The sequence below is a fragment of the Leclercia sp. 1548 genome (assembly GCF_050435045.1).
GTDB classification, from domain to species: domain Bacteria; phylum Pseudomonadota; class Gammaproteobacteria; order Enterobacterales; family Enterobacteriaceae; genus Enterobacter; species Enterobacter adecarboxylatus.
Genome location: NZ_JBNDJP010000005.1, coordinates 177220 through 203869, shown reverse-complemented (window position 1 = coordinate 203869; position 26650 = coordinate 177220). Strand labels below are relative to the sequence as shown.

Here is a 26650-nt window from a genome sequence, read left to right as displayed (position 1 = left end):
AGGTTTACTGCACTATCAGGTCACAGGAGCCGGGTTAAATACCGCCAACTGATTGTGTAATCCCCACTGATCCGAGAAGGTTTTCTTGCGACCGCTGGCCACGTCGAGAATAAAGTGGAACAGCTTCCAGCCCACATCCTCAATCGTCTCTTCGCCCGTGGCGATGGTGCCCGCGTTGATATCCATCAGGTCAAACCAACGGTTAGCCAGCTCGGTGCGGGTCGCCATTTTAATGACGGGGACGGCCATCAGGCCGTACGGCGTACCGCGCCCGGTGGTGAACACCTGCACGGTGATCCCGGAGGCCACCTGTTGGGTGCCACAGACGAAATCGCTGGCTGGCGTGGCGGCATAGATCAGGCCGCGTTTGGTCGGACGCTGACCCGGCGAGAGCACCTCAACAATGGCGCTCTGGCCCGATTTGGCGATAGAGCCAAGGGCTTTTTCCACCACGTTCGCCAGGCCGCCTTTCTTGTTGCCCGGCGAGGGGTTAGCGCTGCGGTCGGTTTTGCCCATGTCGAGATAGTTATCGTACCAGGCCATCTCTTCCAGCAGGCGTTTGCCCACCTCTTCGTTGATGGCGCGCGGCGTGAGCAGGTGAATGGCATCCCGTACTTCGGTCACTTCCGAGAACATTACCGTGGCGCCGCAGCGCACCAGCAGGTCCGAGGCATAACCCACAGCCGGGTTAGCAGTCACGCCGGAGAAGGCATCGCTGCCGCCGCACTGCATGCCTACTACCAGCTCAGAGGCCGGGCAGGTTTCACGCTTACGCTGGTTCAGCTTCGCCAGATGGCGCTCAGCTACCTGCAAAATGTCGTCGACCATGGAACGGAAACCGACGTGCTGCTCATCCTGCAAACGCACAACGCTGGCGCTATCGACAGGAATGGCCTGCGTATCTTCCGTGCCCTGTAACAGTTTTTCCGGGACCAGTTTTTCGCAACCGAGGCCCACTACCATCACTTCGCCGCCAAAGTTCGGGTTTAGCGCGATATTGTGAATGGTACGGATTGGCACAATCGCCGCCGGGGCGTTGATCGCCACGCCGCAGCCGTACAGATGGTTCAGACCCACCACGCCATCAACGTTCGGGTATTTTGGCAGCAGGTTACGCTCAATAATCTTCACCACGAAATCGACCACGCCCGCCACGCAGTGCACGCTGGTGCTGATACCGAGCAGGTTTTTGGTGCCGACGCTGCCGTCTGGATTGCGGAAGCCTTCAAAGGTATAGCCTTCCAGGGCTGGCATTGGCTCCGGCACGCGGGTTGCCAGCGGCAGGGTGTTCAGCGGCGGCGCTTCAGGGAGCGCAACCAGGGATTCGTCAATCCAGCTGCCCTGCGGGATCGCCCGTACGGCATAGCCAATGACTTCGCCGTAACGCACAATTTCGCCCTGCGCCGGGATATCGACCAGCGCCACTTTATGGCCCTGTGGAATATGTTCGATCAGTTCAAGCCCGTCCGGGAAACGCGTTCCGGCTTTTAACCCCTGATCGTTAACAATAATCGCCACGTTATCGGTGTCGTGCACCTTAATATAAAACGCGCCCGGTGACGTTTGTCGAATTTCGATGTCGGCCATTGTCCAGTATTCTCCAGCGAGTGGGGATAATTAATTTGTCAAAGAGTACGTATATTTTCTTGTTATCGGAAATAAAGACTCTGCTCAGTGGAATAAAGAATGTCAGGCGCGGTAAATTAAAAATGTGATGTCGATCACTCATTTTTGACATGCGCCCAGGCGTAAGGGGGGCAATGGCGAAATCTGTGCATCAGCGCCCAAGGTGTTGTGCATATGCTCAATATTATATTCATTTAAGACTGCATAATTGAGCGATGCAACAATGCGGGGCAGAGGGCGGTTGATTATACTCATTAACGATTTCGTGGTTCCGGGTTTATTAACCGGGTTTGCCTGCTACTGCTGAAATAATCAGGAATACCTCTTTCTTAAAATAATAAAAATAATTCACTGATGTACCAGAGGAAATACAAATGTTGCTGGATACTACTGTTGAAACAAAAAAGGTGGCTCCGACCCGCTATTTAATACTGCTTATTATCTTTATTGTTACCGCCGTCAATTACGCCGACCGCGCCACGCTCTCTATTGCCGGAACGGAAGTCGCCAAAGAACTGCAGTTAAGCGCCGTGTCGATGGGGTATATCTTCTCCGCCTTCGGCTGGGCCTACCTGCTGATGCAAATCCCCGGCGGCTGGCTGCTGGACAAGTTCGGTTCGAAAAAGGTTTATACGTACAGCCTGTTCTTCTGGTCACTGTTTACCTTCCTGCAGGGCTTTGTTGACCTCTTCCCGCTGGCCTGGGCTGGCGTGTCGATGTTCTTTATGCGCTTTATGCTCGGCTTCTCCGAAGCACCGTCTTTCCCGGCCAACGCCCGTATTGTGGCGGCCTGGTTCCCGACCAAAGAGCGCGGTACGGCATCGGCCATTTTTAACTCCGCCCAATATTTCTCGCTGGCGCTGTTTTCTCCGTTGCTCGGCTGGCTGACCTTCGCCTGGGGCTGGGAGCATGTCTTTACCGTGATGGGCGTGATTGGCTTTGTGCTGACCGGCCTGTGGGTGAAGCTGATTCATAATCCAACCGACCATCCACGTATGACTGCCGAAGAGCTGAAGTTTATTAAGGACGGCGGCGCGGTAGTGGATATGGACCATAAAAAGCCGGGCGATAAAGCGGCCAACGGTCCGAAGCTGCATTACATCAAACAGTTATTGTCCAACCGCATGATGCTGGGCGTATTTTTCGGACAATACTTTATCAATACCATCACCTGGTTCTTCCTCACCTGGTTCCCGATTTATCTGGTGCAGGAGAAGGGGATGTCGATCCTGAAGGTGGGCCTGGTGGCGTCGATTCCGGCACTGTGCGGGTTTGCCGGTGGCGTACTGGGCGGCGTGTTCTCGGATCACCTGATTAAGAAAGGGAAGTCGATTACCCTGGCGCGTAAGCTGCCGATTGTGCTGGGTATGCTGCTGGCCTCCTCAATCATTCTGTGCAACTACACCAATAACACCGCGCTGGTGGTGGCCCTGATGGCGCTGGCCTTCTTCGGCAAAGGGTTTGGTGCCCTGGGCTGGCCGGTGATTTCCGATACCGCACCAAAAGAGATTGTTGGGCTGTGTGGCGGTGTGTTTAACGTCTTTGGCAACGTAGCGTCAATCGTCACTCCGCTGGTGATTGGCTATCTGGTCAGTGAGCTGCATTCGTTCAACGCGGCGCTGGTATTTGTAGGCTGTTCCGCGCTGATGGCGATGTTCTGCTACCTGTTCGTAGTGGGTGACATCAAACGTATGGAATTGCAGAAATAAGCAAAGGTATAAGCGATGAGTAACGATATTTTCCCGAACAAATTTAAAGCGGCCCTCGCGGCGCATCAGATTCAGATCGGTTGCTGGTCCGCGCTGGCAAGTCCTATCAGCACCGAAGTGCTGGGGCTGGCAGGTTTTGACTGGCTGGTCCTGGACGGTGAACATGCGCCGAACGACATCACTACGTTTATCCCGCAACTGATGGCGCTGAAAGGCAGCCACAGCGCGCCGGTAGTGCGTGTCCCGACCAATGAGCCGGTGATCATTAAGCGCCTGCTGGATATCGGCTTCTACAACTTCCTGATTCCGTTTGTAGAAAACGAGGAAGAGGCGGTGCAGGCGGTGGCTTCCACCCGCTATCCGCCAGAAGGTATTCGCGGCGTGTCGGTCTCCCATCGCGCCAACATGTTTGGCACCGTGCCGGATTACCTGGCCCAGTCAAACAAGAACATCACCATCCTGGTACAGATCGAGAGCCAGCAGGGCGTGGACAACGTCGATGCTATCGCCGCCACTGACGGCGTGGACGGCATCTTTGTCGGCCCAAGCGACCTGGCTGCGGCATTCGGTCATCTCGGCAATGCCAACCACCCGGAAGTGCAACGCGCCATTCAGCACATCTTTGCCCGCGCCAAAGCACATGGTAAGCCGGCTGGCATTCTGGCACCGGTTGAAGCCGATGCCCGCCGCTATCTGGAATGGGGTGCGACCTTTGTTGCCGTCGGCAGCGACCTCGGCGTGTTCCGCTCTGCAACGCAGAAATTAGCTGATTCCTTTAAGAAATAACCACCACAGAAAGAGAGAGACGTTATGACACTGAAAGTTGGTTTTATTGGCCTGGGTATCATGGGTAAACCAATGAGTAAAAACCTCATCAAAGCAGGTTACTCACTGGTGGTTGCAGACCGTAACCCGGAAGCCATTGCCGAAGTGATTGCCGCTGGCGCAGAAACGGCGGCCACGGCAAAGGCGATTGCCGAGCAGTGCGATGTGATCATCACCATGCTGCCAAACTCCCCGCACGTACAAGAAGTGGCGCTGGGCGAGGGCGGCATCATTGAAGGCGCTAAACCCGGCACCGTGCTGATCGACATGAGTTCCATCGCACCGCTGGCCAGTCGTGAAATCAGCGAAGCGCTGAAAGCAAAAGGCATCGACATGCTGGATGCGCCTGTGAGCGGCGGCGAGCCGAAAGCCATCGACGGCACCCTTTCTGTGATGGTGGGCGGCGACAAGGCCATTTTCGACAAATATTACGATCTGCTGAAAGCGATGGCTGGCTCTGTGGTACATACCGGTGAAATTGGCGCAGGTAACGTCACCAAGCTGGCAAACCAGGTGATTGTGGCCCTGAACATCGCAGCCATGTCCGAAGCCCTGACCCTGGCGACCAAAGCGGGTGTTAACCCGGATCTGGTGTATCAGGCGATCCGTGGCGGCCTGGCAGGCAGCACCGTGCTGGATGCCAAAGCGCCGATGGTGATGGATCGTAACTTCAAGCCCGGCTTCCGTATCGATCTGCACATTAAAGATCTGGCTAACGCGCTGGACACCTCCCACGGCGTAGGCGCGCAACTACCGCTCACTGCGGCGGTAATGGAGATGATGCAGGCCCTGCGTGCCGACGGAATGGGCACGGCCGACCACAGCGCCATTGCCTGCTATTACGAAAAACTGGCGAAAGTCGAAGTCTCTCGCTAACAAAGACGGGCGCGGGAACGCGCCCGCTATTTTTGCCTTAAGCGGTAACAGGCTATAACTATGAAAATCGTAATCGCCCCTGACTCTTACAAAGAAAGCCTGTCTGCCACCGAGGTAGCGCGGGCGATAGAAAAAGGCTTTCGGGAGATCTTTCCCGATGCAGAGTATGTTTCGGTTCCCGTGGCGGATGGCGGGGAAGGAACGGTTGAAGCGATGATTGCCGCCACCAACGGCACGATGCAGCACGCGGTAGTGACGGGACCACTGGGCGAAAGCGTTAACGCCTGCTGGGGGATCTCCGGCGATGGCGTAACGGCGTTTATTGAGATGGCAGCGGCAAGCGGCCTGGCTCTGGTTCCGCCAGCCCAGCGTAACCCATTGGTTACCACCTCCCGCGGCACGGGCGAGCTGATCCTCGCTGCACTGGATAAAGGCGCGCGCAATATCATTATCGGTATTGGCGGCAGCGCCACTAACGACGGCGGCGCCGGGATGGTACAGGCGCTGGGCGCAAAACTGACCGATGCCAACGGGACTGATATCGGCCACGGCGGCGGCAGTCTGATGGCACTGAACAATATCGATATTTCGGCCCTCGATCCGCGCCTTAAAACCTGCGCGATCCGGGTGGCCTGTGATGTGAGCAATCCGCTGATCGGCGAGCAGGGCGCATCCCATATCTTCGGCCCACAGAAAGGGGCCACGGAAGCCACCATTCAGGAGCTGGACAAGAATCTTTCCCACTACGCTGATGTGATTAATACCGCGCTGCGTATTGATGTCAAAAATGTGCCTGGCGCGGGTGCGGCTGGAGGGATGGGCGCTGCGCTGATGGCGTTCCTCGGCGCGGAGCTAAAGAGCGGCATAGAAATTGTTACCCAGGCGCTGAATCTCGAAGAGCATATTCATGACTGCACCTGGGTGGTGACAGGTGAAGGGCGTCTGGACAGTCAAAGTATTCACGGCAAAGTGCCGGTAGGCGTGGCGCGCGTCGCCAGCAAATACCATAAACCGGTGATCGGCATTGCCGGCAGCCTGACCAGCGATGTCGGTATTGTGCACCAGTACGGCATCGACGCGGTGTTCAGCGTTCTGACCAGCATCAGCACTCTGGAAGAGGCGTTCCGCGGCGCGTTTGACAATATTTACCGCGCCTCGCGCAATATCGCCGCCACTCTGCAGGTCGGGATGCTCACCGAAGGGTGACAGCGGGGCACAAACTCTCTATACTGCGCGCCGAAGCTGACCAGACAGTCGCCGCTTCGTCGTCGTCCCTTTCGGGGGAGACGGGCGGAGGGGAGGAAAGTCCGGGCTCCATAGGGCAGGGTGCCAGGTAACGCCTGGGGGGGAAACCCACGACCAGTGCAACAGAGAGCAAACCGCCGATGGCCCACGCAAGTGGGATCAGGTAAGGGTGAAAGGGTGCGGTAAGAGCGCACCGCGCGGCTGGTAACAGTCCGTGGCACGGTAAACTCCACCCGGAGCAAGGCCAAATAGGGGTTCAAATGGTACGGCCCGTACTGAACCCGGGTAGGCTGCTTGAGCCAGTGAGCGATTGCTGGCCTAGATGAATGACTGTTCAACGACAGAACCCGGCTTATCGGTCAGCTTCAACTTCTTCTAAAACAATACGTTGGTGTGTCCCTGGTGCTCAGAAGCAGAATTGGGATACTTAATGGGATACACCAACGGTTGCAACATCCCCCTACACTCCGCCGTAACGACATTTATTATGTCTACTTTCGTTTGTCCGATCGCCAGATTTTCCGCTGCTCTTTTATGAACGGATAGTTCACGTCGCGGTTGATTTATTATTTCTCGTCTCCATCCACACATATCACTTATCACTCCTCAGACTTGGCAGGAAAGGCGTAGCCGTGTGCATATCCTGAAGCGGCGTACCACTTCATTCTGCTGTTAGCATGTTTGTTTAACATGGTTTCGTCTCACCGACTGCTCTTGACTACAACCTAATATTTTTCGAGCTGAATGAATTGCGCTAAAACATTCACAGAAAGATTATTTGAAATAAAGTTTCATTTTCTGAAAAAGCCAATTTTTGTGAAAGGTTATTGTTCATACAATGAATAGTACATTAACGTTAATACATTTTAAGTAGAGGGAGTTATGGCAAAGGGATACATCCTCCATATGTACGATCCTACCACGTGTGGGGGACGCATATTGGACGGAGCACCTAACCGGCGAACCAATGGCACTTCTATTGCGCGGATGGGTGACCGGGTATCGTGTGGTAAAGATGGCAATATATACCGCATAGTCGGTGGCATTGGATGGATTAAAACGGATGGTCGCCTTGTTGCAGGCAGTCTGCACAGTTTCAGTAGTTGCCCGTGCAATGCAAAAATAATCCCGCAGATAACCGTACAAGCCTATGACTCGCTCAGCGAATCCAGAATGTTTTCACCGGTGGTAGCAACGACACCATCGACAGTCGTTTCCTCACATTTGTCGCCAGTAGTCAGCCGGGCTGCACTATTACCTGTTCCTGTCTTTGCTAAATCCCGCGAGCGCGGCACAGGGAATACTGATGCAGGAAAGCAGCAGGAGCCGCACACCAATTTTGCAGAAATGGGGCTTTTCCGGGCAGCACCTGCTGCTGATGCCGCAATAGATTTTGATGCACCACAACATGCACAGACGGCGAAGAAAAAGCCGCCAGCGCCCGAAGATATCTCAAAACCGAAGAAGCGCAGCGCCCTGTATAAGTGGTTAAACGGCAATCATGAAGAGATACAATATCAGGCCGCTGTTGCAGCTGCTGCCAGTGCGAGCAGAGCACAGACAGCCACCGCAGGCGCTGGCGTTCTTGAACAGGTTGCCGGACGTTTTGCTACTTATGGGACGTGGGCGGTACAAGGTACGGAAATTGCCGCTGGTGGCGTTGGAGCCTCCGTTGCCGGATTCCTGGTAGGCATGATGCCCGGCAAACTCAATGAAGGAGAACAGGACTTCATTGACCGTATGCGCCTTGCACAGATGCGTGAAGCTCCCTCGCGTGTCCGCTTTACATGGGAGGATAGCAGCAACGGACATCCCGTTCCGCATGGATACCACACGCCACCGGGTAAGGATATGGTGCGTGTCCGCAAGATGGAATGGGACCGCCGCTATGAGGCGTACACCTTTGCCACTGAGGAAGAAAAGTCGGTAACCATCATCTGGACTCCAGATCATTCTGACGTCAACACGCCGTCAAACACAGGCAACCAGACACCGCCAAGGCTATCGGGGGCAATACCTGTTGACCCGCTACCGGATGATAGCCGCATCGCAACAACGACCACTCCGGCCCCGGATGAGAAGAGCTTCGCGGATTACATTCTGATCCTGCCAGTGTCAGACATCCCGCCGATTTATATCTATCTAAATGCGGATCACAAATACCATGTAGCGCCACGAGGTACTCCGCCATTACCCGCTTTTCCAGATGCAAAAACGGCTAAGAAAAGAACACCAGTAAAAGGAGGGGGAACTTTACGTTCAAGATGGAAGGATTCTAAAGGACGCATTTTTGAGTGGGATTCCCAGCACGGTACAGTTGAAATGTATGATCGTTCAGGTAGAAATCATCTCGGGGAATTTGATCCTGTATCAGGAGAGCAGACCAAACCGGCAGATCCAACAAGAAGGGTTGAGAAATGACAATTATTTATACTGTTGATGCATTTGATCGTGTAGATGAACTACTTGTTTTTGAGGTTGAAGTGCCTAAAGAAAAACTTCCCGAGATTAGTAAAGTCATGGGGTGGACCGAAGAAGACTATAACGATTTTGTGGCTGGGCTTGGAGGCTGGAACCTTACTGACCAAAAGGTTAGAGCTATTGAAGGTATTTTAAGTAAAAAATTCTATCAGGAAGATCTGGATTTTCAGATTTCAGGTGGAGAAATTTAAAATTGATGGCTCATAAACACTCGTGCCCTTGCTGCTGTCAGTATGAATTCCCCGGAAAGGAGAGTTATGAGATTCGCCCGGTTTTCAATTGGGAAGATGATCCTGTTCAGGCTGAAGAACCTGACTACAAAGGCGGGGCTAATGTTTTGAGTTTAAACGAAGCGCGCGAGCATTCCGGCAAGGCTGAAAGGTATGTTAGCTCTGCTTTGATGGATCTTATCCGTGAGCGAATGGCTGGGCTTAATTCCGCCCTTCCTTTTGCTTGTTAACCTGTTTTATCTGTTACATAAAGTGAGAGATACAGTCTGTGGCACAAGACAATCCCAGCGCCGCAGATGCCTGACGTATGCTTGAACGAACCCGGCTTATCGGTCAGCTTCAACTTCTTCAACAAAACCCCGCTTCGGCGGGGTTTTTGCTTTCTGAGGCAACCCTGCAAGCAGAACGAATTATTAAATTTGCGACAATAAGCACATTTCACTGCTTTTTGTCCAAATGCCACTACACACTCAAAAAGAGCTGCCTGACAGGTGACATTAATCACTATGAAGCAGACGTTTTGCAGTGTTAGTTATTTGTTGCCTGCTTGTGTCTTCTTTTAATATTCATTAACCGTATATTCATATTGAATACATTCACTAGATGAATAATGTGATGCGCGGCACCCTTTATCCCTGAATATCTCTTCGATTATTGTTTTATTTTAAAAATTGCATCGTTTTTTAATTAAGGAAATGGCGAATAATTACGCTTTTATTGCCTGAAAGTTCGCCTTTATTATGATTTAAAATTGCATTTAAGCACCTTAGGTTATCGCCATAAAATAAAGTTATCTTGTCGGTTTTTGTTGATCGATATCAGGCAATATCGTGATTTAATTATAGTTAACTATATGTTTTATAAATAGTTTGTTTGATTTATTTAAAGATGCAATGGACGTGGAAAATTAATTTGTGAGTAACAGCACATACCCCCGTTATCAATAATGGGTAGAATTCTTCATCGGGATAAGGAAATAAGCGCAGAATATAATGAACACTATTATTCTACCGAAGACACAGCACCTCGTCGTATTTCAGGAAGTCATTAAAAGTGGCTCTATCGGATCTGCGGCGAGGCAACTGGGCCTGACGCAGCCCGCCGTCAGCAAAATCATCAACGATATCGAATCTTACTTTGGCGTTGAACTGATTGTGCGGAAGAACACGGGTGTGACCTTAACCAGCGCCGGGCAGACCCTACTCGCTTACTCCGAATCCATTACCCGCGAAATGAAGAATATGGTCAGCGAAATGAACACCCTGAGCTTCAGCACCGTTATCGACGTCTCCTTCGGTTACCCGTCGCTGATTGGCTTTACGTTCCTCTCCAGCATGATCAAAAAGTTCAAGGAAGTGTTCCCCAAAGCCCGTGTCTCGATGTTTGAAGCACAGCTCTCCTCCTTCCTGCCCGCTATCCGTGACGGACGGCTGGATTTCGCCATCGGTACGTTGAGCGATGAGATGCTGTTACAGGATCTGCACGTGGAGCCGCTGTTTGAATCCGAGTTCGTGCTGGTGGCCAGTAAAACACGAACATGCACCGGCCCGACAACCCTGGCATCACTCACGCACGAACAGTGGGTGATGCCGCAAACCGATATGGGCTACTACAAAGAACTCTTAACGACCCTCCAGAACAACCACATCAGTATTGAAAACATTGTCCAGACCGACTCCGTGGTCACTATCTATAACCTGGTGCTGAATGCTGATTACCTCACGGTGATCCCGCGTGACATGATTGCCCCCTTCGGTTCGGATCAGTTTGTGGTGCTGCCTGTTGAAGAGGAATTACCCATTGCACGCTATGCGGCGGTGTGGTCGAAAAATTACCGTATTAAAAAATCAGCGTCGGTCTTAGTGGAATTAGCGAAGCAATATTCCGCACAAAATAGTGAACGACGAAAGCAGCCGATCATGGCTGAATAATTAACCGAACAATTTAACTGTTACGCATCTGGCGAATGTTAACGCATTCGTCCACGGCTGAACGTTGCTTAAAAATATTAACGCTTATTAAGAGGGTTTTATGCACATCACTTATCAACTCCCGGTAACGCTTGAAGATATACAAACCGCGCGTAAACGCCTTGCAGGTCGAATTTATAAAACCGGTATGCCGCGCTCAAATTATTTAAGCGAACGTTGTAAGGGCGAAATATACCTGAAGTTTGAAAATATGCAGCGTACCGGCTCCTTTAAGATCCGCGGCGCGTTTAATAAATTAAGTTCGCTGACCGAGGCCGAAAGACGCAAAGGGGTAGTGGCCTGTTCCGCTGGGAACCACGCACAGGGCGTTTCGCTCTCCTGCGCCATGTTGGGTATCGACGGAAAAGTGGTGATGCCGAAGGGTGCCCCAAAATCCAAAGTCGCGGCCACCCGCGATTATTCGGCGGAAGTGGTGCTCCATGGTGACAACTTCAACGACACCATTGCCAAAGTGAGTGAAATTGTCGAGATGGAAGGGCGTATTTTCATTCCTCCTTACGATGATGCGCTGGTCATTGCCGGGCAGGGCACTATTGGTCTGGAAATTCTGGAAGATCTGTACGACGTGGATAATGTCATTGTGCCCATCGGCGGCGGCGGGTTAATTGCCGGGATTGCCACCGCCATTAAATCCATTAATCCAACCATCAATATTATCGGCGTGCAGGCTGAAAATGTTCACGGTATGGCCTCTTCTTATTCTGCTGGTGAAATCATGAACCACCGCACCGCCGGGACATTAGCCGACGGCTGCGATGTTTCCCGCCCGGGTAAATTAACGTTCGAAATTGTGCAGGAATTAGTGGACGACATTGTGCTGGTGAGCGAAGACGATATTCGCAACAGCATGATCGCCCTCATCCAGCGTAACAAAGTGGTCACCGAAGGTGCAGGTGCCCTGGCTACCGCTGCGCTATTGAGCGGCAAGCTGGATCACTACATTCAGGGCCGCAAAACCGTGAGCATTATTTCCGGCGGTAATATCGATCTCTCCCGCGTTTCACACATCACTGGCTTAGTTGATGCCTGAAAGGACCTCCTATGAGCAATACTGAAAGCATTATCATTGGGCAGACAAAAACCGCCTCCTGGCGGAAATCCGATACCACCTGGACCCTCGGGCTGTTCGGTACGGCCATTGGCGCAGGGGTGCTGTTCTTCCCTATCCGCGCCGGTTTTGGCGGCCTGATCCCCATTTTACTGATGCTGGTGCTGGCCTATCCTATCGCCTTTTACTGCCACCGGGCGCTGGCGCGTTTGTGCCTGTCCGGCAGCAATCCGTCCGGGAATATCACCGAGACGGTGGAAGAGCACTTCGGTAAAACCGGCGGGGTGGTGATCACCTTCCTCTACTTCTTTGCCATTTGCCCACTGCTGTGGATCTACGGCGTCACTATTACCAACACTTTTATGACCTTCTGGGAAAACCAACTCCAGATGCCTGCGTTGAACCGTGGCTTTGTCGCCCTGTTCCTGCTGCTGCTGATGGCGTTCGTTATCTGGTTTGGTAAAGACCTGATGGTGAAAGTGATGAGCTGGCTGGTGTTCCCGTTCATTGCCAGTCTGGTGCTGATTTCGCTGTCGCTGATCCCCTACTGGAACTCTGCGGTCATCGATCAGGTGAACCTGAGCGACATCTCCTTTACCGGCCACGATGGCATCCTGGTCACCGTCTGGCTGGGGATCTCCATCATGGTCTTCTCCTTTAACTTCTCACCTATCGTCTCCTCGTTTGTGGTCTCGAAGCGTGAAGAGTACGAAGGGGAGTTCGGCAAAGACTTTACCGAGCAGAAATGTTCCAAAATTATCGGCCGCGCCAGCATGCTGATGGTGGCGGTGGTGATGTTCTTCGCCTTTAGCTGCCTGTTTACCCTCTCTCCGCAGAACATGGCGGAAGCCAAAGCACAGAACATTCCGGTGCTCTCCTATCTGGCAAACCACTTTGCCTCGCTGTCCGGCACCAAATCAACCTTCGCCACCGTGCTGGAATACGGCGCATCGATCATCGCGCTGGTGGCCATCTTTAAATCCTTCTTCGGCCACTACCTGGGCACGCTGGAAGGGCTGAACGGCCTGGTACTGAAGTTTGGCTACAAGGGCGACAAGAAAAAAGTCTCCGTCGGCAAACTGAACACCATCAGCATGATTTTCATCATGGGGTCCACCTGGATTGTGGCTTACGCCAACCCGAACATTCTCGACCTGATCGAAGCCATGGGCGCGCCGATTATCGCCTCTCTGCTGTGCCTGCTGCCGATGTATGCCATCCGCAAAACGCCTGCGCTGGCGAAGTACAAAGGCAGAACCGAGAACATCTTCGTCACTCTGGTGGGGCTGCTGACCATCCTGAATATCGTCTACAAACTGTTCTGATTTAAGGCTCAGGAAGAGCGGAGTAATGACATGATTGAATTTCCGGTGGTATTGGTAATTAACTGTGGATCGTCTTCGGTGAAGTTCTCGGTGCTGGATGCGGCAAGCTGCGATGCGCTGGTGACGGGGCTGGCGGACGGCGTGAACACAGAGAACGCCTTTATTTCCGTGAATGGGGGCGAGCCAGTGAATCTGGCTCGCAAGGACTACGAAGGGGCGCTGGCAGCCATCGCCCTCGAGCTGGAAAAGCGCGATCTGATGAGCAGCGTGGCCTTGATTGGCCACCGCATCGCCCACGGCGGCAGCCTCTTCAGCGAGTCCACCCTCATCACCGAAACGGTTATTGAACAGATCCGGCGGGTTTCCCCCCTGGCTCCGCTGCACAACTATGCCAACCTCAGCGGCGTAGAAGCAGCACAGCACTTATTTCCGGGCGTACAGCAGGTGGCGGTGTTTGACACCAGTTTTCATCAGACGCTGCCGCCCCAGGCCTATCTGTATGGGCTGCCGTACCGCTATTTCGAGGAGCTGGGCGTGCGCCGGTATGGTTTCCACGGCACGTCGCACCGCTATGTTGCCCGGCAGGCGCAGGCGCTGCTGGATCTCCCGGCGGAAGACAGCGGCCTGGTCATCGCCCATCTTGGCAACGGGGCCTCTGTCTGTGCCGTGCGCAACGGGCAGAGCGTCGATACCTCAATGGGCATGACCCCGCTGGAAGGGCTGATGATGGGCACGCGCTGTGGCGATGTCGATTTTGGCGCGATGGCGTGGATTGCCCAACAAACCGGGCAATCGCTCGAGGATCTTGAGCGCGTCGTAAATAAAGAGTCCGGTTTGCTCGGGATTTCCGGCCTCTCTTCTGACCTGCGCACGCTGGAAAAAGCCTGGCACGACGGCCATGCGCGCGCCCGGCTGGCGATTGAGGTCTTTGTCCACCGTATCGCGCGCCACATCGCCGGGCATGCCGCCTCCCTGCACCGACTGGACGGCATCGTCTTTACCGGTGGTATTGGCGAAAACTCGGTGCTCATCCGCCAACTGGTCACCGACCATCTGCACGTGTTCGGGATCGAACTGGATCGTACCCGAAATGCCCTGCCAAACAGCGAAGGCGAGCGGGTGATCACCGCCGCGGCCTCCCGCGTGGTTTGCGCAGTGATCCCCACTAACGAAGAAAAAATGATCGCGCTGGATGCCCTCCGTCTGGGAGAGGTTGGTCTGGCAGCGGCTTACGCCTGATACAGAGAGAACATCATGAAGGTAACGATTGATACCCGTGTCGCCCCCTACAGCGACGCGTGGGCCGGCTTTTGCGGTAACGACTGGCAGAACAGCATAAACGTGCGCGATTTCATTCAGCACAACTATACCCCTTATGAAGGCGACGAAGCCTTCCTGGCTCCGGCGACGCCTGCCACTACGGCGCTGTGGCAGAAGGTAATGGAAGGCATCCGTCAGGAAAATGCCACCCATGCGCCAGTGGACTTTGACCTCAACGTGGCAACCACCATCACCGCGCACGGGCCGGGCTATATCGATAAAGAACGCGAAAAAGTGGTCGGTCTGCAAACGGATAAGCCGCTCAAGCGGGCGCTGCATCCTTACGGCGGGATCAATATGATCCGCAGCTCGTTTGAAGCCTATGGCCGTGAAATGGATCCGCAGTTCGAATACCTGTTCACCCATCTGCGTAAAACCCACAATCAGGGCGTTTTTGACGTCTATTCGCCAGAGATGATGCGCTGTCGCAAATCGGGTGTCCTCACTGGCCTGCCGGATGGCTACGGTCGCGGGCGTATCATCGGCGACTATCGCCGGGTGGCGCTGTACGGCATCAGTTATCTGGTGCGCGAACGTGAACTGCAATTTGCCGATCTTCAGCCCCGCCTGGAGCGCGGGGAAGATCTGGAAGCGACGATCCGCCTGCGGGAGGAGTTAGCCGAGCATAAGCGCGCTCTGCTCCAAATCCAGCAGATGGCGGCAAGCTACGGATACGACATCTCCCGTCCAGCCATGAACGCGCAGGAGGCGGTGCAGTGGCTCTACTTTGCCTACCTCGCGGCGGTGAAATCGCAGAACGGTGGGGCGATGTCGCTGGGCCGCACGGCCACCTTCCTCGATATCTATATTGAACGCGACATGCAGGCAGGGCGGCTGAATGAGATCCAGGCCCAGGAGCTGATCGACCACTTCATCATGAAGATCCGCATGGTGCGCTTCCTGCGCACCCCGGAGTTCGACACGCTGTTCTCGGGGGATCCGATCTGGGCGACGGAGGTGATCGGCGGGATGGGGCTGGATGGCCGCACGCTGGTCAGCAAAACGTCGTTCCGCTACCTGCACACGCTCCACACTATGGGGCCTGCACCTGAGCCGAACCTGACCATCCTGTGGTCCGAACGGCTGCCGATCGCCTTTAAGAAATACGCCTCCGGGATGTCGATCGCCACGTCGTCATTGCAGTACGAAAACGACGATCTCATGCGGGTGGATTTTGACAGCGATGATTACGCCATCGCCTGCTGCGTCAGCCCGATGGTGATCGGCAAGCAGATGCAGTTCTTTGGCGCACGCGCAAACCTGGCCAAAACGCTGCTGTACGCCATTAACGGCGGGGTAGATGAGAAGCTGAAAATCCAGGTCGGCCCGAAAACCGCGCCGCTGCTGGACGACGTGCTGGACTACGACACCGTCATGGCGAGTCTGGATCACTTTATGGACTGGCTGGCAGTGCAGTACGTCAGTGCCCTGAACCTGATCCACTATATGCACGACAAATACAGTTACGAAGCCTCATTGATGGCGCTGCACGACCGCGATGTGCATCGCACCATGGCGTGCGGCATGGCTGGCCTTTCCGTGGCCGCGGATTCCCTGTCCGCTATCAAATACGCGACCGTCAAACCGGTGCGCGACCACACGGGGCTGGCGGTCGATTTCGTCATCGAAGGCGAGTACCCCCAGTACGGCAACAACGATGACCGTGTGGACAGTATTGCCTGCGACCTGGTTGAGCGTTTTATGAAGAAGATCCAGGCCCTGCCGACGTACCGCAATGCGGTGCCGACGCAGTCGATCCTGACCATTACCTCCAACGTGGTGTACGGTCAAAAGACCGGGAACACGCCGGATGGTCGTCGTGGCGGCACGCCGTTTGCGCCAGGGGCCAACCCGATGCACGGGCGCGACCGCAAGGGCGCTGTGGCCTCACTGACCTCCGTGGCGAAGCTGCCATTCACCTACGCCAAAGACGGTATTTCGTACACCTTCTCCATTGTGCCGCAGGCGCTGGGCAAAGACGAAGGGGTGCGCAAAACCAACCTGGTGGGCTTGCTGGACGGTTACTTCCATCATGAAGCGTCTGTCGAAGGAGGGCAGCACCTGAACGTCAATGTCATGAACCGGGAGATGCTGATGGATGCGATTGCACATCCTGAGAACTACCCGAACCTGACGATCCGCGTCTCGGGCTACGCAGTGCGGTTTAACGCCCTGACGCGCGAGCAACAGCAGGATGTGATCTCCCGTACCTTCACCCACACGATGTGAGCCAGTCCCGGCCCCCGGAGCAGCATGCCGGGGGCCGGGCGCAAATCGTCAAGGCAATGGGGTATTTAGGGTTAAGGCCAAAATTCTTCCCGCGCATGTCGCGGGTTTTTTATTTCTTGAAGTGCGTCACAATGAGAATAAAGGCCATTATTTCCCTCTAATAAAGAGTAATTTTTTCTTCCGCCTCAGAAAAACCTGATTAATGTTGTGACTTTTTTCTCCGCCTCTCTCGCTATGATCTTTCCATTCCAATTACACGCACCTGCACCTCTCTGACTCATTATCGCTGATGAGCGGATACCCATAAAAATAACTGTCTACCCTACAAAATAAGCGAGAGCCTAATGGATACGGCGACAAACAGCAGCGTGATTGTGAACGACTCCCCGGCGGCAAGACGGGCAGGAATGAGTGAGCGTGAATGGCAGGAGGCCATTAAATTCGACAGTAATGACACCGGTTGGGTCATCATGAGTATTGGTATGGCCATTGGCGCGGGCATTGTTTTTCTTCCGGTGCAGGTTGGCCTGATGGGGCTATGGGTTTTTCTTCTCTCATCTGTTATCGGCTACCCTGCCATGTATCTGTTCCAGCGGTTGTTTATTAACACGCTGGCGGAATCACCGGAGTGCAAAGATTACCCCAGCGTGATTAGCGGCTATTTAGGCAAAAACTGGGGCATCCTATTAGGGGCGCTCTATTTTGTGATGCTGGTTATCTGGATGTTCGTCTACTCCACTGCCATCACCAACGACAGCGCATCCTATCTACAGACCTTCGGCATCACGGACGGCCTGCTGTCAGAGAACCCCTTCTATGGCTTATTCCTGATCTGTATCCTGGTGGCGATCTCGTCGCGCGGGGAAAAAATGCTGTTCAAAGTGTCCAGCCTGATGGTGCTCACCAAACTGCTGGTGGTGGCGGCGTTAGGATTGTCGATGATCGGCATGTGGCATCTCTATAATACAGGCACCTTGCCGCCGATGGGGCTGCTGATCAAAAACGCCATTATTACGCTGCCCTTTACCTTAACCTCCATTCTGTTCATCCAGACCCTCAGTCCGATGGTGATCTCCTACCGCTCACGCTCAAAATCGATTGAAGTGGCGCGGTACAAAGCCCTGCGGGCGATGAATATCGCGTTTGGCATTCTGTTTGTGACCGTCTTTTTCTATGCGGTTTCGTTCACCCTGGCGATGGGGCATGACGAAGCAGTCAAAGCCTATGAGCAAAATATCTCTGCCCTTGCGATCGCCGCGCAGTTTATCAGCGGTGACGGCGCGGGCTGGGTCAAAATCGTCAGCGTGGTGCTGAATATTTTTGCGGTGATGACGGCCTTCTTTGGCGTCTATCTCGGCTTTCGTGAGGCCACCCAGGGGATCGTCATGAATATCCTGCGTCGCAAAATGCCAGCCGAAAAAATCAATGAACGTACCGTACAGCGCGGCATTATGGTCTTCGCCATTCTGCTGGCCTGGAGCGCCATCGTATTAAACGCGCCGGTGCTGAGCTTCACCTCTATTTGTAGCCCTATTTTTGGCATGGTGGGCTGCTTAATTCCGGCGTGGCTGGTCTACAAAGTCCCTGCGCTGCACAAATATAAAGGCGTCTCGCTGGCGATTATCATCATCACCGGACTGCTGCTTTGTGTTTCTCCTTTCCTCGCTTTTTCCTGAGGCGCAACGAAGGTCGTAACGATGTCTGAGCAAATGAATCCTTTATGGAACCTGTTAATTCACGCGGTGCAGGAAGAGGTTAAACCTGCATTAGGATGCACAGAACCTGTCTCGCTGGCGCTGGCCTGCGCCATCGCGGCTGAACAGTTGAGCGGTGAGGTTACGCATATCGAGGCGTGGGTTTCACCCAATTTAATGAAAAATGGACTGGGTGTGACGGTGCCTGGCACCGGAATGGTGGGGTTGCCGATTGCTGCCGCGCTGGGTGCAATCGGTGGCAATGCCCGGGGCGGACTGGAGGTATTAAAAGACGCCTCTGGCGCGGCCATCGCCCGGGCGAAAGCGTTACTCGCGGCCGGAAAGGTGCAGGTGAAATTGCAGGAACCCTGCGACGAGATCCTCTATTCCCGCGCCCGTGTTTATGCCGGGGAGAGATCGGCAAGCGTCATCATTGCGGGAGGCCATACCCGGGTGGTGCAGATCGACTGCCAGGGTGAAACCCGTTTCAGGCTCGATGAGCAACCGGAATGTCGCACAGACGATCCGCTGACGGTGCTGTCGCGCACCACGCTGTCGCAGATCCTGGAGTTTGTTGAGCAGGTTCCGTTCCCGGCGATCCGTTTTATTCTGGAGGCGGCACGCCTGAACGATACGCTGTCCCGGGAGGGATTAACCGGCAACTGGGGATTACATATCGGCGCGACCTTGCAGAAACAGCAGGCACGTGGCTTTGTCGCTCAGGGGTTAGGATCGGCGATTGTGATCCGCACCAGCGCCGCGTCGGATGCCCGCATGGGCGGAGCGACGCTGCCCGCCATGAGCAATTCCGGGTCGGGTAATCAGGGGATCACGGCCACCATGCCCGTGCTGGTGGTGGCTGAGCATGTTCAGGCTGATGACGAAAAACTGGCGCGGGCGCTGATGCTTTCGCACCTGTCGGCGATTTACATCCACTACCAGCTTCCTCGTTTGTCGGCGCTGTGTGCGGCCACCACTGCCGCCATGGGCGCGGCAGCAGGCATGGCATGGCTACTGGATGGCCGTTATAAGGCTATCGCGATGGCGATAAGCAGTATGATTGGTGATGTCAGCGGGATGATCTGTGACGGGGCGTCTAACAGCTGTGCCATGAAGGTATCAACCAGCGTGGGCAGCGCCTGGAAGGCAGTGTTGATGGCGCTCGATGACTCAGCTGTCACCGGCAACGAAGGGATCGTGGCGCAGGATGTTGAACAGTCCATTGCCAATCTTTGCTCACTGGCGTGCCGTTCGATGCAGGCGACCGACCGGCAGATTATCGAAATCATGGCGCAGAAGGCGTCCTGATATAACGCTCCTCTCTCCTGACAGAGAGAGGAGACGTTTTACACCGGCAAATCTATCAGCAATGCGCGCAAAGGCGTATCGGCGACCAGCGTGACATTTGCTTCGTCGCGGATAAATGCCCCATCCCCACAGGTCAAGGCTTCCCGCTCTTCGGCTGGCGTCAACGCATGCACCGTACCATGAATGGACTGCAGATAGGCGCGTGGGCCATGCAGCTGAAAACTCAAACGCTCCCCTTTATCCAGCGCGATATGATGCAGCCAAATCTGCTGGCGTAACTGCAAACTCCCTGCGCTGCCGTCTGGGGAGGCCAGCAGTTGCTGCTTACCATCCTGCAGGTCGATCTTCTGCAGCGGTGGATTTTCACGCTCCGGGCAGGCATCCAGCCACAGCTGGATCCGCGTCAGCGTCTTATCTTTGCTGAGATTGTGCTCGCTATAGCTAATGCCTGGCTGGGTGGCAATCAGCAATGCTTCACCGGCTTTCGCCTGGACATGGTTGCCCTCGCTGTCGCGATACTCTGCTTCGCCTTCAAGAATCAGGTTCAGGATATCCACTTTCGGATAGGTACGCGGCTGGAACGAGGCCCCGGGTGCGAGTACCTCCTGATTCAGTACGCGCAAAGAGGCATAGCCCAGCAGTTTCGGGTCAAAGTAGTGTCCAAAGGAAAAGGTGTAGCGGGCCTGCAGCCAACCGAAATCGGCTTTTCCGCACTGTTTGGCTGTTCTTGTCGTAATCATAAACTTGACCTCTCTTTACACTAAAACAATGGTAAAGGTATGGACGCTGCATTGTTAGCCAGATATTCTGCCCGGTATGTTCAAATTTCCTGAATGAGAACGCCATGGCTAAAGAGAGAGCATTGACCCTTGAAGCACTGCGGGTGATGGACGCAATCGATCGACGCGGTAGCTTCGCTGCAGCAGCAGATGAACTTGGGCGCGTGCCATCTGCCCTGAGCTACACCATGCAGAAGCTGGAAGAAGAGCTGGATGTGGTGCTGTTTGACCGCTCCGGTCATCGAACAAAATTCACTAACGTAGGGCGAATGCTGCTGGAGCGCGGTCGCGTGCTGCTGGAAGCGGCAGATAAGCTGACCACCGACGCCGAAGCGCTGGCTCGCGGCTGGGAAACGCACCTGACGCTGGTCACCGAGGCGCTGGTGCCCACCACTGCGCTCTATCCGCTGGTGGATCGCCTGGCAGAGAAAGCCAACACTCAGCTGTCGATCATCACCGAGGTGCTCGCCGGGGCGTGGGAACGTCTGGAGCAGGGCCGGGCCGATATCGTGATCGCGCCGGACATGCACTTCCGCTCCTCGTCTGAGATCAACTCCCGCAAGCTTTATAAAGTGCTGAATGTGTACGTGGCGGCTCCGGATCATCCGATCCACCAGGAGCCAGAACCCCTGTCGGAAGTGACCCGCGTAAAATATCGTGGCGTGGCGGTGGCGGATACCGCCCGCGAACGCCCGGTGTTAACCGTTCAGTTGCTGGATAAGCAGCCACGTCTTACCGTCAGTACTCTGGAAGACAAGCGTCAGGCGTTGCTGGCCGGACTGGGCGTGGCCACCATGCCGTATCCTTTTGTGGAAAAAGATATTGCCGAAGGGCGACTGCGGGTGGTTAGCCCGGAGTACACCAGTGAAGTGGATATCATTATGGCGTGGCGTCGTGACAGCATGGGTGAAGCCAAATCCTGGTGTCTGCGTGAGATCCAGAAACTGTTCGTTCAGAAGTAATCTTTACGCCCGGCAAGCGCAGCGCCGCCGGGCAATTTCTTACTCATTTCGCAGCGGATCCGGCCCGAAACGGTTTTCACCGGGGGTTCCGCGCTGGCAGTTGAAGATCAGGATAACCAGCCAGCCGAGCACCGGGATCAGCACCAACAACAGCCACCACGCCGACCTGTCGGTATCATGCAACCGGCGAAACAGCACCGCCCACCCCGGGATCAGCACCAGCAGGCCATACACCGTGGTGAGAATGCCTTCGCCACCAGCCCGCTCCCAGCCCAGCATTTTGTCGATCAGTCCCAGCACGCAAATCAGAATGAAGTTCACCAGCGTAAACATCCAGAACTCTTTACGGCGGGCACGACCTTTAAACCCAACATAATTTCGCAGTACTTTGAGATACCAGTCCATTTTACAAGGCCTCAGCAGCAATTAATCACTTGTTTTCTAAGGGATCAAATAAAGCATAGACGGGAATAAAAGAGGGGTAAAGGGCGCCTGAGAAGCGCCCTTGGGGGTTTAGCCGAAACGCGCGTCGCGACCGTGTGGTTCAGTCAGATCCTGCCACGGACCAATGGAGATGATGCCCGTCGGGTTGATGGTTTTATGGCTGCGGTAATAGTGGTTACGGATGTGGTCAAAATCGACCGTCTCCGCAATCCCCGGCATCTGATAGATGTCACGCAGGAAACCGTACAGGTTGAGGTAATCGCTGATCCGGTGTTTGTCGCATTTGAAGTGGGTCACGTAAACCGGGTCAAAACGCACCAGGGTGGTCCACAAACGAATATCGGCTTCGGTCAGCTGGTCGCCGGTCAGATAGCGGTGTTGACCGAGGATCTGCTCCAGGCGCTCCAGCGAGGCAAAAACGTTGTTCACGGCTTCGTCGTAAGCTTCCTGGCTGGTGGCAAACCCGGCCTTATAGACGCCATTATTAACGTTGTCGTAGATCCAGCTATTGAGATCATCAATTTTTTCGCGCAGCGCTGGCGGATAATAATCGCCGGCCCGGGCGCCGTGAGCATCAAACGCGGTGTTGAACATGCGGATGATCTCTGCCGATTCATTGCTGACAATGGTCTGATTTTTTTTGTCCCACAGTACCGGAATGGTGACCCGGCCAGTGTAGTGGGGATCGGCGCGCAGATAGAGCTGATAAAGAAAATCATGGTGATAGAGCGAATCGCCGGTGGCTGCCGGGAAATCGTTGCCGAAGGTCCAGCCGTTTTCCAGCATCAACGGATGCACGACTGACACGGGGATCAGTGATTCCAGTCCCTTCAGGGCGCGAACGATCAGTGTGCGGTGCGCCCATGGGCAGGCAAGCGAAACATAGAGATGGTAACGATCCTTCTCTGCTGCAAAGCCACCTTCGCCGCTCGGGCCAGGCGCGCCGTCGGCGGTAAGCCAGTTACGGAAGGCCGAAACGGAGCGCTTAAAGCGTCCCCCGGTGGATTTGGTGTCATACCAGGTATCCTGCCAGACGCCGTCTACGAGTTGTCCCATCTTTTCCTCCTTAGATAGCAAAAGCGAGGAGATATCTCCTCGCTTTTTGATTCAGTATAGCGTGCTTACCACTTCTTATTCAGAACGCGGTCGATGCTGTATGCACCCGGCCCGGTGATGGCCAGCAGCAGGTAACCGCCTGCGATGGTCAGGTTTTTCATGAACATCAGAGAGTTCACGCCTTCCGCAAAGTTACTGTGGAACAGGAACGCGGTCAGCAGGGTGAAGCCTGCAGTAAACAGGGCCGTGGTGCGGGTCAGGAAACCGAACAGAATCGCCAGACCACCGCCAAGCTCAAGCAGAATGGTCAGCGGCAGCAGGAACCCCGGAACGCCCATTGCTTCCATATATTGTTGCGTCCCGGCATAACCACCGATTTTGCCCCAGCCAGCAGTAATAAACAGGATTGGCATCAGGATACGCGCAACCAATACACCAACATCTTCTAATTTTTTCATCTTACTCTCCAGGGAACCACTTGGGCTGTAAATACTCTTTTATGTGCAAAATCGGGCGTATGCCGCGGTCTCGCTGTCGATGGAGAGAATCATAAACGGGGCGAAGGGCGATTGTTAGCAAGGAAAACTGTCAATCTTTATCAAAGATATTGAGCAAGAAGGGGCGGCGTAAAAAAAGTAAAGCGCCAGAAGGCGCTTTACCGGGTGAGGCAGAGAGTAACGTCAGTGCGCGTCGGATTTGCGTAACTGCTGCTGGCTGATGGTCGATTTAACCAGCTTCCAGGCACTCCAGATACCAAAGCCACGGCGCGCCCAGCGGATCAGCCTGTTCGGATGTCGGACTGCCCGCACCGCCAGAATGCTGCTCCCTACCAGTGCCCAGGCACGGAGGCTCAGGAACGTATTCCAGCCACGATCGTAAGCGTGGGTCACCGCCAGCCAGTCACGGCTACTCGCTGACAGATCAATCCGTTGCTGCTGGATTTTGCTCAGCAAAAATGCCTTCTCTCGCTGACGTTCTGATCTGCTTCTACTCACTTTTTCTCATCCTCCAGCAATGACCGATCGTTGGCCAGTTCCTTACGGGTATGATGGAGCAGGGTGGAGTGGCGCACTTTGCGCATCGTCCAGATGCCACCTATCAGGGCGGCAAGCAGCAGTACCACGGTTGTGCCAATCATCACATTCAGGCGGTACTGCGGATCGACTGCCCAGATAATCAATACCATAAGGCTCATCAGGCCAAAAGCGGCGAAGAGCATGGTCAACCCCAACATCAGTAGCAGCTGGAAGAGGTTTGCTTTCTCTTCTTCCAGTTCAACCACTGCCAGGCGAATACGCGTCTCCGCGATGCCGACGAGAGTGGTTAAAATCCGCTGTCCGATACCGAGGACGTTTTTTGCGGGCCCTTGTGGTTGACGTGAATCTTCCATAATTAACGTCGCGTCAGGAGCATGCCGATGACGACGCCCACCGCAGCACCGATACCTACCCCGGCCCACGGATTTTCACGGACGTACTCATCGGCGCGCGCAGCGGCTTCACGGGTCTGTTTCGCCAGCACATCGCTGGTTTCGCCCAGACGGTAGCGGCTCTCATGCAGGGCCTGCTCCGCTTTATTGCGCAGTTTACTCAGCTCTTCTTTCGACTTACTGCTCGAGGAGCTCAGCACCTCTTCCAGGGTATCCGCCAGGGACTTTAGTTCAGCGCGTAAATGGTCTGACGTAGTATCTTTTGACATGATTCTCTCCTGTTAAGATGTCGTTAAATCAGTAATCGCGAGACTCCAGCGCTTTCAGCTCGTGCTCGGCTTCCTGCAATTTATTCTCACGTTTAGTAATCTTATCTGCATCGCCTTTCTCTTTTGCCTCCGCCAGATCGCGGCGGCGCTCAGCAATCTCCTCTTTCTGATCGGCAATCTTGCGCTGATGATCGGCACGCAGCTTGCTGTCTGAACAGTTAGCTTGAACTTCGCTAAGAGCCTTCTTCAGCCCATTGATTCGATTCTGATTGTTATGCTTTTCAGCGTAGCTGATCTCGCGTTGAATATCCTTTTCCTTCTCCAGACAGAGAGAAGACGCGAACGATGCTGCACTCAAAGAAAAAAGGGCGAGGCCCAGGGCGATGCGGTAATTCATTATGAAAACCTTCCATTGTTTTTCGACATAACCAGCGGGAATGTCGGTTTCCAGAATCGTGCGGAGTACGAGTGGGAGGTGCTCCGCGTACTTAAGCATAGTAAGTAAACGGTGATATCACCAAAGTGAGTGAAAAGATTCAGAATAGTGGAAATTTAGCCTAACAGACGCGAGGTATCACGCAGACGCGTGAGCCAGAGGACTGCCTGATTATTATCATCCTGTTGAGCAATGATATAACCGTGCAGGCTGCGGTCGAGTACCTTCTTCGCTGCGGCACTCTGCACGCTGGAGTCGAAGGTGATCAGCAGCACGTCGTTCTGCGGGGTAATACTCTTAAACTGAATGCCGTTTGCATCCAGATGATGCCAGATAGAGAAGCCATCGGGCATGGTGGTGCCCTGATTAACGGACCGGATAGCTAACGTCGATTCCTGCTTTTGCAGCGCCGCCCAGGCCAGCAACAAGGCGCTGAACATCATCAGCGCAACGATGGCGTAAGAGAGACGGCGCAGTGACGGGGTTGAATTGTTCATCACCTTAACCCTGACTTCCGTGTTTTTTCTTCCACAACACTACCAGCGAGCCAATCAGGCCGAACACCAGTAGCACCACAGGCAGCAACATCAGGCAGGACATCAGCTGGTCTTCGTACTTCAGGAAGACCGGCGTTTTGCCGAGCAGATAACCAAGAGTCGTCAGGATCAGCACCCACAGTAGGCCACTCATCCAGTTGAAGAACTGAAAACGCGTGCTGCTGAGACCGGAAAGCCCGGCAATGGTTGGCAGCAGGGTACGCACAAAAGCGATAAAGCGGCCGACCAGCAGCGCGGAAAGCCCGTGCTTGTGGAACAGATGATGCGCTCGCTGGTGATAGTGTGCCGGGAGATGGGAAAGCCAGTTTTGCACGATGCGCGTATTGCCAAGCCATCGCCCCTGGATATAGCTCAGCCAGCAGCCGAGGCTGGCCGCAATGGTCAGCAGCAGAACGGTTTGCGGGAATTGCATTGCCCCTTTTGCACAGAGCACGCCCACCAGCACCAGCAGGCTATCGCCAGGCAGGAAAGCGGCAGGCAGCAGACCGTTTTCAAGAAACAGAATCATAAACAGGACAAAATAGAGCATGCCAATCATGGAAGGATTGGCCAGCGTTTCGAAATCCTGAGCCCATAAGGCATTCAGTAGTTGGGTCAAAAGTTCCATTCAGTATTCCTGAAAATCGGTTAACGGCACGCCTGTCAACCGGGTCAAACAGCACGGCGACATTTTTTATAATTTCATTATGGTCGCTCGCGGACACGAGTACGTGGCCAGAACTGTTCCCTGTTAAGTGGCAAAGTAAGCAAGCACTAACTAACAAACTAAACGGCTAAATGCATCTAATTGTAACAAAGCCAGAAGGGATCC

Annotated in this window: 26 protein-coding genes and 1 other RNA gene; 16 read left to right on the top strand and 11 right to left on the bottom strand. The window is 54.3% G+C overall.

All coding sequences use genetic code 11. The features are described 5' to 3' along the window. Positions 1-15: 15 nt before the first annotated feature. Positions 16-1587, bottom strand: coding sequence for a galactarate dehydratase (gene garD, locus ABIE02_RS15480; RefSeq protein ID WP_336994964.1), 1572 nt, complete (start codon positions 1585-1587; stop codon positions 16-18). Positions 1588-2000: 413 nt separating this feature from the next. Between garD and garP the strand changes: the two genes are divergently transcribed. The 15 genes from garP (at position 2001) to ABIE02_RS15405 (ending at position 19907) form a co-directional block, all read left to right on the top strand. After that, a complete protein-coding gene (gene garP, locus ABIE02_RS15475) occupies positions 2001-3335 on the top strand; it encodes a galactarate/glucarate/glycerate transporter GarP (protein WP_032614362.1) in 1335 nt (444 codons plus the stop codon). Positions 3336-3350: 15 nt separating this feature from the next. Beyond that, complete coding sequence (gene garL / locus ABIE02_RS15470) at positions 3351-4121, top strand: 2-dehydro-3-deoxyglucarate aldolase (RefSeq protein WP_032614360.1); 771 nt, start codon at positions 3351-3353, stop codon at positions 4119-4121. Positions 4122-4145: 24 nt separating this feature from the next. After that, positions 4146-5036, top strand: coding sequence for a 2-hydroxy-3-oxopropionate reductase (gene garR, locus ABIE02_RS15465; RefSeq protein WP_103792797.1), 891 nt, complete (start codon positions 4146-4148; stop codon positions 5034-5036). A 60-nt stretch (positions 5037-5096) separates the two neighbouring features. Further along, a complete protein-coding gene (garK, locus tag ABIE02_RS15460; RefSeq protein ID WP_032614357.1) occupies positions 5097-6242 on the top strand; it encodes a glycerate 2-kinase in 1146 nt (381 codons plus the stop codon). A gap of 32 nt (positions 6243-6274) precedes the next feature. Continuing rightward, an RNA gene (gene rnpB, locus ABIE02_RS15455) (RNase P RNA component class A) lies at positions 6275-6652 on the top strand. A gap of 511 nt (positions 6653-7163) precedes the next feature. Beyond that, positions 7164-8702, top strand: coding sequence for an S-type pyocin domain-containing protein (locus ABIE02_RS15450; RefSeq protein ID WP_072010748.1), 1539 nt, complete (start codon positions 7164-7166; stop codon positions 8700-8702). Further along, positions 8699-8953 carry a DUF7683 domain-containing protein gene (locus tag ABIE02_RS15445; RefSeq protein ID WP_032614356.1) on the top strand — a complete coding sequence of 85 codons (255 nt, stop codon included), beginning with the start codon at positions 8699-8701 and terminating at the stop codon, positions 8951-8953. Before ABIE02_RS15450 ends, ABIE02_RS15445 begins: the two co-directional genes overlap by 4 nt. A 5-nt stretch (positions 8954-8958) precedes the next feature. After that, complete coding sequence (locus ABIE02_RS15440) at positions 8959-9222, top strand: CPCC family cysteine-rich protein (protein WP_071886411.1); 264 nt, start codon at positions 8959-8961, stop codon at positions 9220-9222. 762 nt (positions 9223-9984) lie between these two features. Continuing rightward, entirely contained in the window at positions 9985-10923 is a 939-nt protein-coding gene (gene tdcA / locus ABIE02_RS15435; protein WP_032614355.1) for a transcriptional regulator TdcA, read from the top strand. A gap of 100 nt (positions 10924-11023) precedes the next feature. Beyond that, positions 11024-12013 carry a bifunctional threonine ammonia-lyase/L-serine ammonia-lyase TdcB gene (gene tdcB, locus ABIE02_RS15430; RefSeq protein ID WP_032614354.1) on the top strand — a complete coding sequence of 330 codons (990 nt, stop codon included), beginning with the start codon at positions 11024-11026 and terminating at the stop codon, positions 12011-12013. 11 nt (positions 12014-12024) lie between these two features. Then, positions 12025-13356, top strand: a complete 1332-nt coding sequence (gene tdcC / locus ABIE02_RS15425) for a threonine/serine transporter TdcC (RefSeq protein ID WP_077226319.1) — start codon at positions 12025-12027, stop codon at positions 13354-13356. Between the two features lie 30 nt (positions 13357-13386). After that, positions 13387-14595: a propionate kinase gene (gene tdcD, locus ABIE02_RS15420; protein WP_336994965.1), complete on the top strand. Its 1209-nt coding sequence runs from the start codon at positions 13387-13389 to the stop codon at positions 14593-14595. Between the two features lie 15 nt (positions 14596-14610). Continuing rightward, positions 14611-16905 carry a formate C-acetyltransferase gene (gene pflB / locus ABIE02_RS15415; protein ID WP_077226321.1) on the top strand — a complete coding sequence of 765 codons (2295 nt, stop codon included), beginning with the start codon at positions 14611-14613 and terminating at the stop codon, positions 16903-16905. A gap of 344 nt (positions 16906-17249) precedes the next feature. After that, on the top strand, positions 17250-18581 hold the full coding sequence (locus tag ABIE02_RS15410) for an amino acid permease (protein WP_032614345.1): 1332 nt from the start codon (positions 17250-17252) through the stop codon (positions 18579-18581). Positions 18582-18602: 21 nt separating this feature from the next. Further along, on the top strand, positions 18603-19907 hold the full coding sequence (locus tag ABIE02_RS15405) for a serine dehydratase subunit alpha family protein (RefSeq protein ID WP_117386356.1): 1305 nt from the start codon (positions 18603-18605) through the stop codon (positions 19905-19907). 38 nt (positions 19908-19945) lie between these two features. Here the strand turns inward: ABIE02_RS15405 and ABIE02_RS15400 are convergent, their stop codons facing one another. Beyond that, entirely contained in the window at positions 19946-20647 is a 702-nt protein-coding gene (locus ABIE02_RS15400) for a pirin family protein (RefSeq protein ID WP_103792800.1), read from the bottom strand. Between the two features lie 104 nt (positions 20648-20751). Between ABIE02_RS15400 and yhaJ the strand changes: the two genes are divergently transcribed. Then, complete coding sequence (gene yhaJ / locus ABIE02_RS15395; protein WP_032614339.1) at positions 20752-21648, top strand: DNA-binding transcriptional regulator YhaJ; 897 nt, start codon at positions 20752-20754, stop codon at positions 21646-21648. 39 nt (positions 21649-21687) lie between these two features. Here the strand turns inward: yhaJ and ABIE02_RS15390 are convergent, their stop codons facing one another. From ABIE02_RS15390 to yqjA, 9 genes are all read right to left on the bottom strand, one after another. Further along, entirely contained in the window at positions 21688-22053 is a 366-nt protein-coding gene (locus ABIE02_RS15390) for a DUF805 domain-containing protein (protein ID WP_032614337.1), read from the bottom strand. Between the two features lie 108 nt (positions 22054-22161). After that, entirely contained in the window at positions 22162-23148 is a 987-nt protein-coding gene (locus ABIE02_RS15385; RefSeq protein ID WP_336994966.1) for a glutathione S-transferase family protein, read from the bottom strand. 65 nt (positions 23149-23213) lie between these two features. Then, the gene (locus ABIE02_RS15380) at positions 23214-23606 is read right to left on the bottom strand and encodes a DoxX family protein (protein ID WP_032614333.1); all 393 of its coding nucleotides are present in this window, start codon (positions 23604-23606) and stop codon (positions 23214-23216) included. A gap of 222 nt (positions 23607-23828) precedes the next feature. Continuing rightward, positions 23829-24143 (bottom strand): YqjK-like family protein, encoded by a 315-nt coding sequence (locus ABIE02_RS15375; RefSeq protein WP_032614331.1) that lies wholly within the window; start codon positions 24141-24143, stop codon positions 23829-23831. Then, positions 24140-24538, bottom strand: a complete 399-nt coding sequence (locus tag ABIE02_RS15370) for a phage holin family protein (protein WP_032614329.1) — start codon at positions 24536-24538, stop codon at positions 24140-24142. The genes ABIE02_RS15375 and ABIE02_RS15370 overlap by 4 nt, the downstream gene beginning before the upstream one ends. A gap of 2 nt (positions 24539-24540) precedes the next feature. After that, entirely contained in the window at positions 24541-24846 is a 306-nt protein-coding gene (locus ABIE02_RS15365; protein ID WP_032614327.1) for a DUF883 family protein, read from the bottom strand. 28 nt (positions 24847-24874) lie between these two features. Beyond that, positions 24875-25243, bottom strand: a complete 369-nt coding sequence (locus ABIE02_RS15360) for a DUF1090 domain-containing protein (RefSeq protein WP_103792803.1) — start codon at positions 25241-25243, stop codon at positions 24875-24877. Positions 25244-25398: 155 nt separating this feature from the next. Next, positions 25399-25779, bottom strand: coding sequence for an EnvZ/OmpR regulon moderator MzrA (gene mzrA / locus ABIE02_RS15355; protein WP_032614323.1), 381 nt, complete (start codon positions 25777-25779; stop codon positions 25399-25401). Positions 25780-25783: 4 nt separating this feature from the next. Continuing rightward, the gene (gene yqjA, locus ABIE02_RS15350; RefSeq protein ID WP_059307126.1) at positions 25784-26446 is read right to left on the bottom strand and encodes a DedA family general envelope maintenance protein YqjA; all 663 of its coding nucleotides are present in this window, start codon (positions 26444-26446) and stop codon (positions 25784-25786) included. Positions 26447-26650: the final 204 nt, after the last annotated feature.

Bases quoted from the DNA above. Each gene is read 5' to 3' on its own strand.
- garK (WP_032614357.1), top strand. From the start codon at position 5,097: ATGAAAATCGTAATCGCCCCTGACTCTTACAAAGAAAGCCTGTCTGCC.
- ABIE02_RS15400 (WP_103792800.1), bottom strand. From the start codon at position 20,647: ATGATTACGACAAGAACAGCCAAACAGTGCGGAAAAGCCGATTTCGGT.
- ABIE02_RS15385 (WP_336994966.1), bottom strand. From the start codon at position 23,148: ATGGGACAACTCGTAGACGGCGTCTGGCAGGATACCTGGTATGACACC.
- ABIE02_RS15405 (WP_117386356.1), top strand. From the start codon at position 18,603: ATGTCTGAGCAAATGAATCCTTTATGGAACCTGTTAATTCACGCGGTG.
- ABIE02_RS15365 (WP_032614327.1), bottom strand. From the start codon at position 24,846: ATGTCAAAAGATACTACGTCAGACCATTTACGCGCTGAACTAAAGTCC.
- garD (WP_336994964.1), bottom strand. From the start codon at position 1,587: ATGGCCGACATCGAAATTCGACAAACGTCACCGGGCGCGTTTTATATT.
- yqjA (WP_059307126.1), bottom strand. From the start codon at position 26,446: ATGGAACTTTTGACCCAACTACTGAATGCCTTATGGGCTCAGGATTTC.
- tdcB (WP_032614354.1), top strand. From the start codon at position 11,024: ATGCACATCACTTATCAACTCCCGGTAACGCTTGAAGATATACAAACC.
- ABIE02_RS15410 (WP_032614345.1), top strand. From the start codon at position 17,250: ATGGATACGGCGACAAACAGCAGCGTGATTGTGAACGACTCCCCGGCG.
- ABIE02_RS15445 (WP_032614356.1), top strand. From the start codon at position 8,699: ATGACAATTATTTATACTGTTGATGCATTTGATCGTGTAGATGAACTA.
- tdcA (WP_032614355.1), top strand. From the start codon at position 9,985: ATGAACACTATTATTCTACCGAAGACACAGCACCTCGTCGTATTTCAG.
- tdcD (WP_336994965.1), top strand. From the start codon at position 13,387: ATGATTGAATTTCCGGTGGTATTGGTAATTAACTGTGGATCGTCTTCG.
- ABIE02_RS15390 (WP_032614337.1), bottom strand. From the start codon at position 22,053: ATGGACTGGTATCTCAAAGTACTGCGAAATTATGTTGGGTTTAAAGGT.
- garL (WP_032614360.1), top strand. From the start codon at position 3,351: ATGAGTAACGATATTTTCCCGAACAAATTTAAAGCGGCCCTCGCGGCG.
- ABIE02_RS15450 (WP_072010748.1), top strand. From the start codon at position 7,164: ATGGCAAAGGGATACATCCTCCATATGTACGATCCTACCACGTGTGGG.
- garR (WP_103792797.1), top strand. From the start codon at position 4,146: ATGACACTGAAAGTTGGTTTTATTGGCCTGGGTATCATGGGTAAACCA.
- ABIE02_RS15360 (WP_103792803.1), bottom strand. From the start codon at position 25,243: ATGAATTACCGCATCGCCCTGGGCCTCGCCCTTTTTTCTTTGAGTGCA.
- pflB (WP_077226321.1), top strand. From the start codon at position 14,611: ATGAAGGTAACGATTGATACCCGTGTCGCCCCCTACAGCGACGCGTGG.
- tdcC (WP_077226319.1), top strand. From the start codon at position 12,025: ATGAGCAATACTGAAAGCATTATCATTGGGCAGACAAAAACCGCCTCC.
- ABIE02_RS15380 (WP_032614333.1), bottom strand. From the start codon at position 23,606: ATGAAAAAATTAGAAGATGTTGGTGTATTGGTTGCGCGTATCCTGATG.
- ABIE02_RS15440 (WP_071886411.1), top strand. From the start codon at position 8,959: ATGGCTCATAAACACTCGTGCCCTTGCTGCTGTCAGTATGAATTCCCC.
- garP (WP_032614362.1), top strand. From the start codon at position 2,001: ATGTTGCTGGATACTACTGTTGAAACAAAAAAGGTGGCTCCGACCCGC.
- ABIE02_RS15370 (WP_032614329.1), bottom strand. From the start codon at position 24,538: ATGGAAGATTCACGTCAACCACAAGGGCCCGCAAAAAACGTCCTCGGT.
- mzrA (WP_032614323.1), bottom strand. From the start codon at position 25,779: ATGAACAATTCAACCCCGTCACTGCGCCGTCTCTCTTACGCCATCGTT.
- yhaJ (WP_032614339.1), top strand. From the start codon at position 20,752: ATGGCTAAAGAGAGAGCATTGACCCTTGAAGCACTGCGGGTGATGGAC.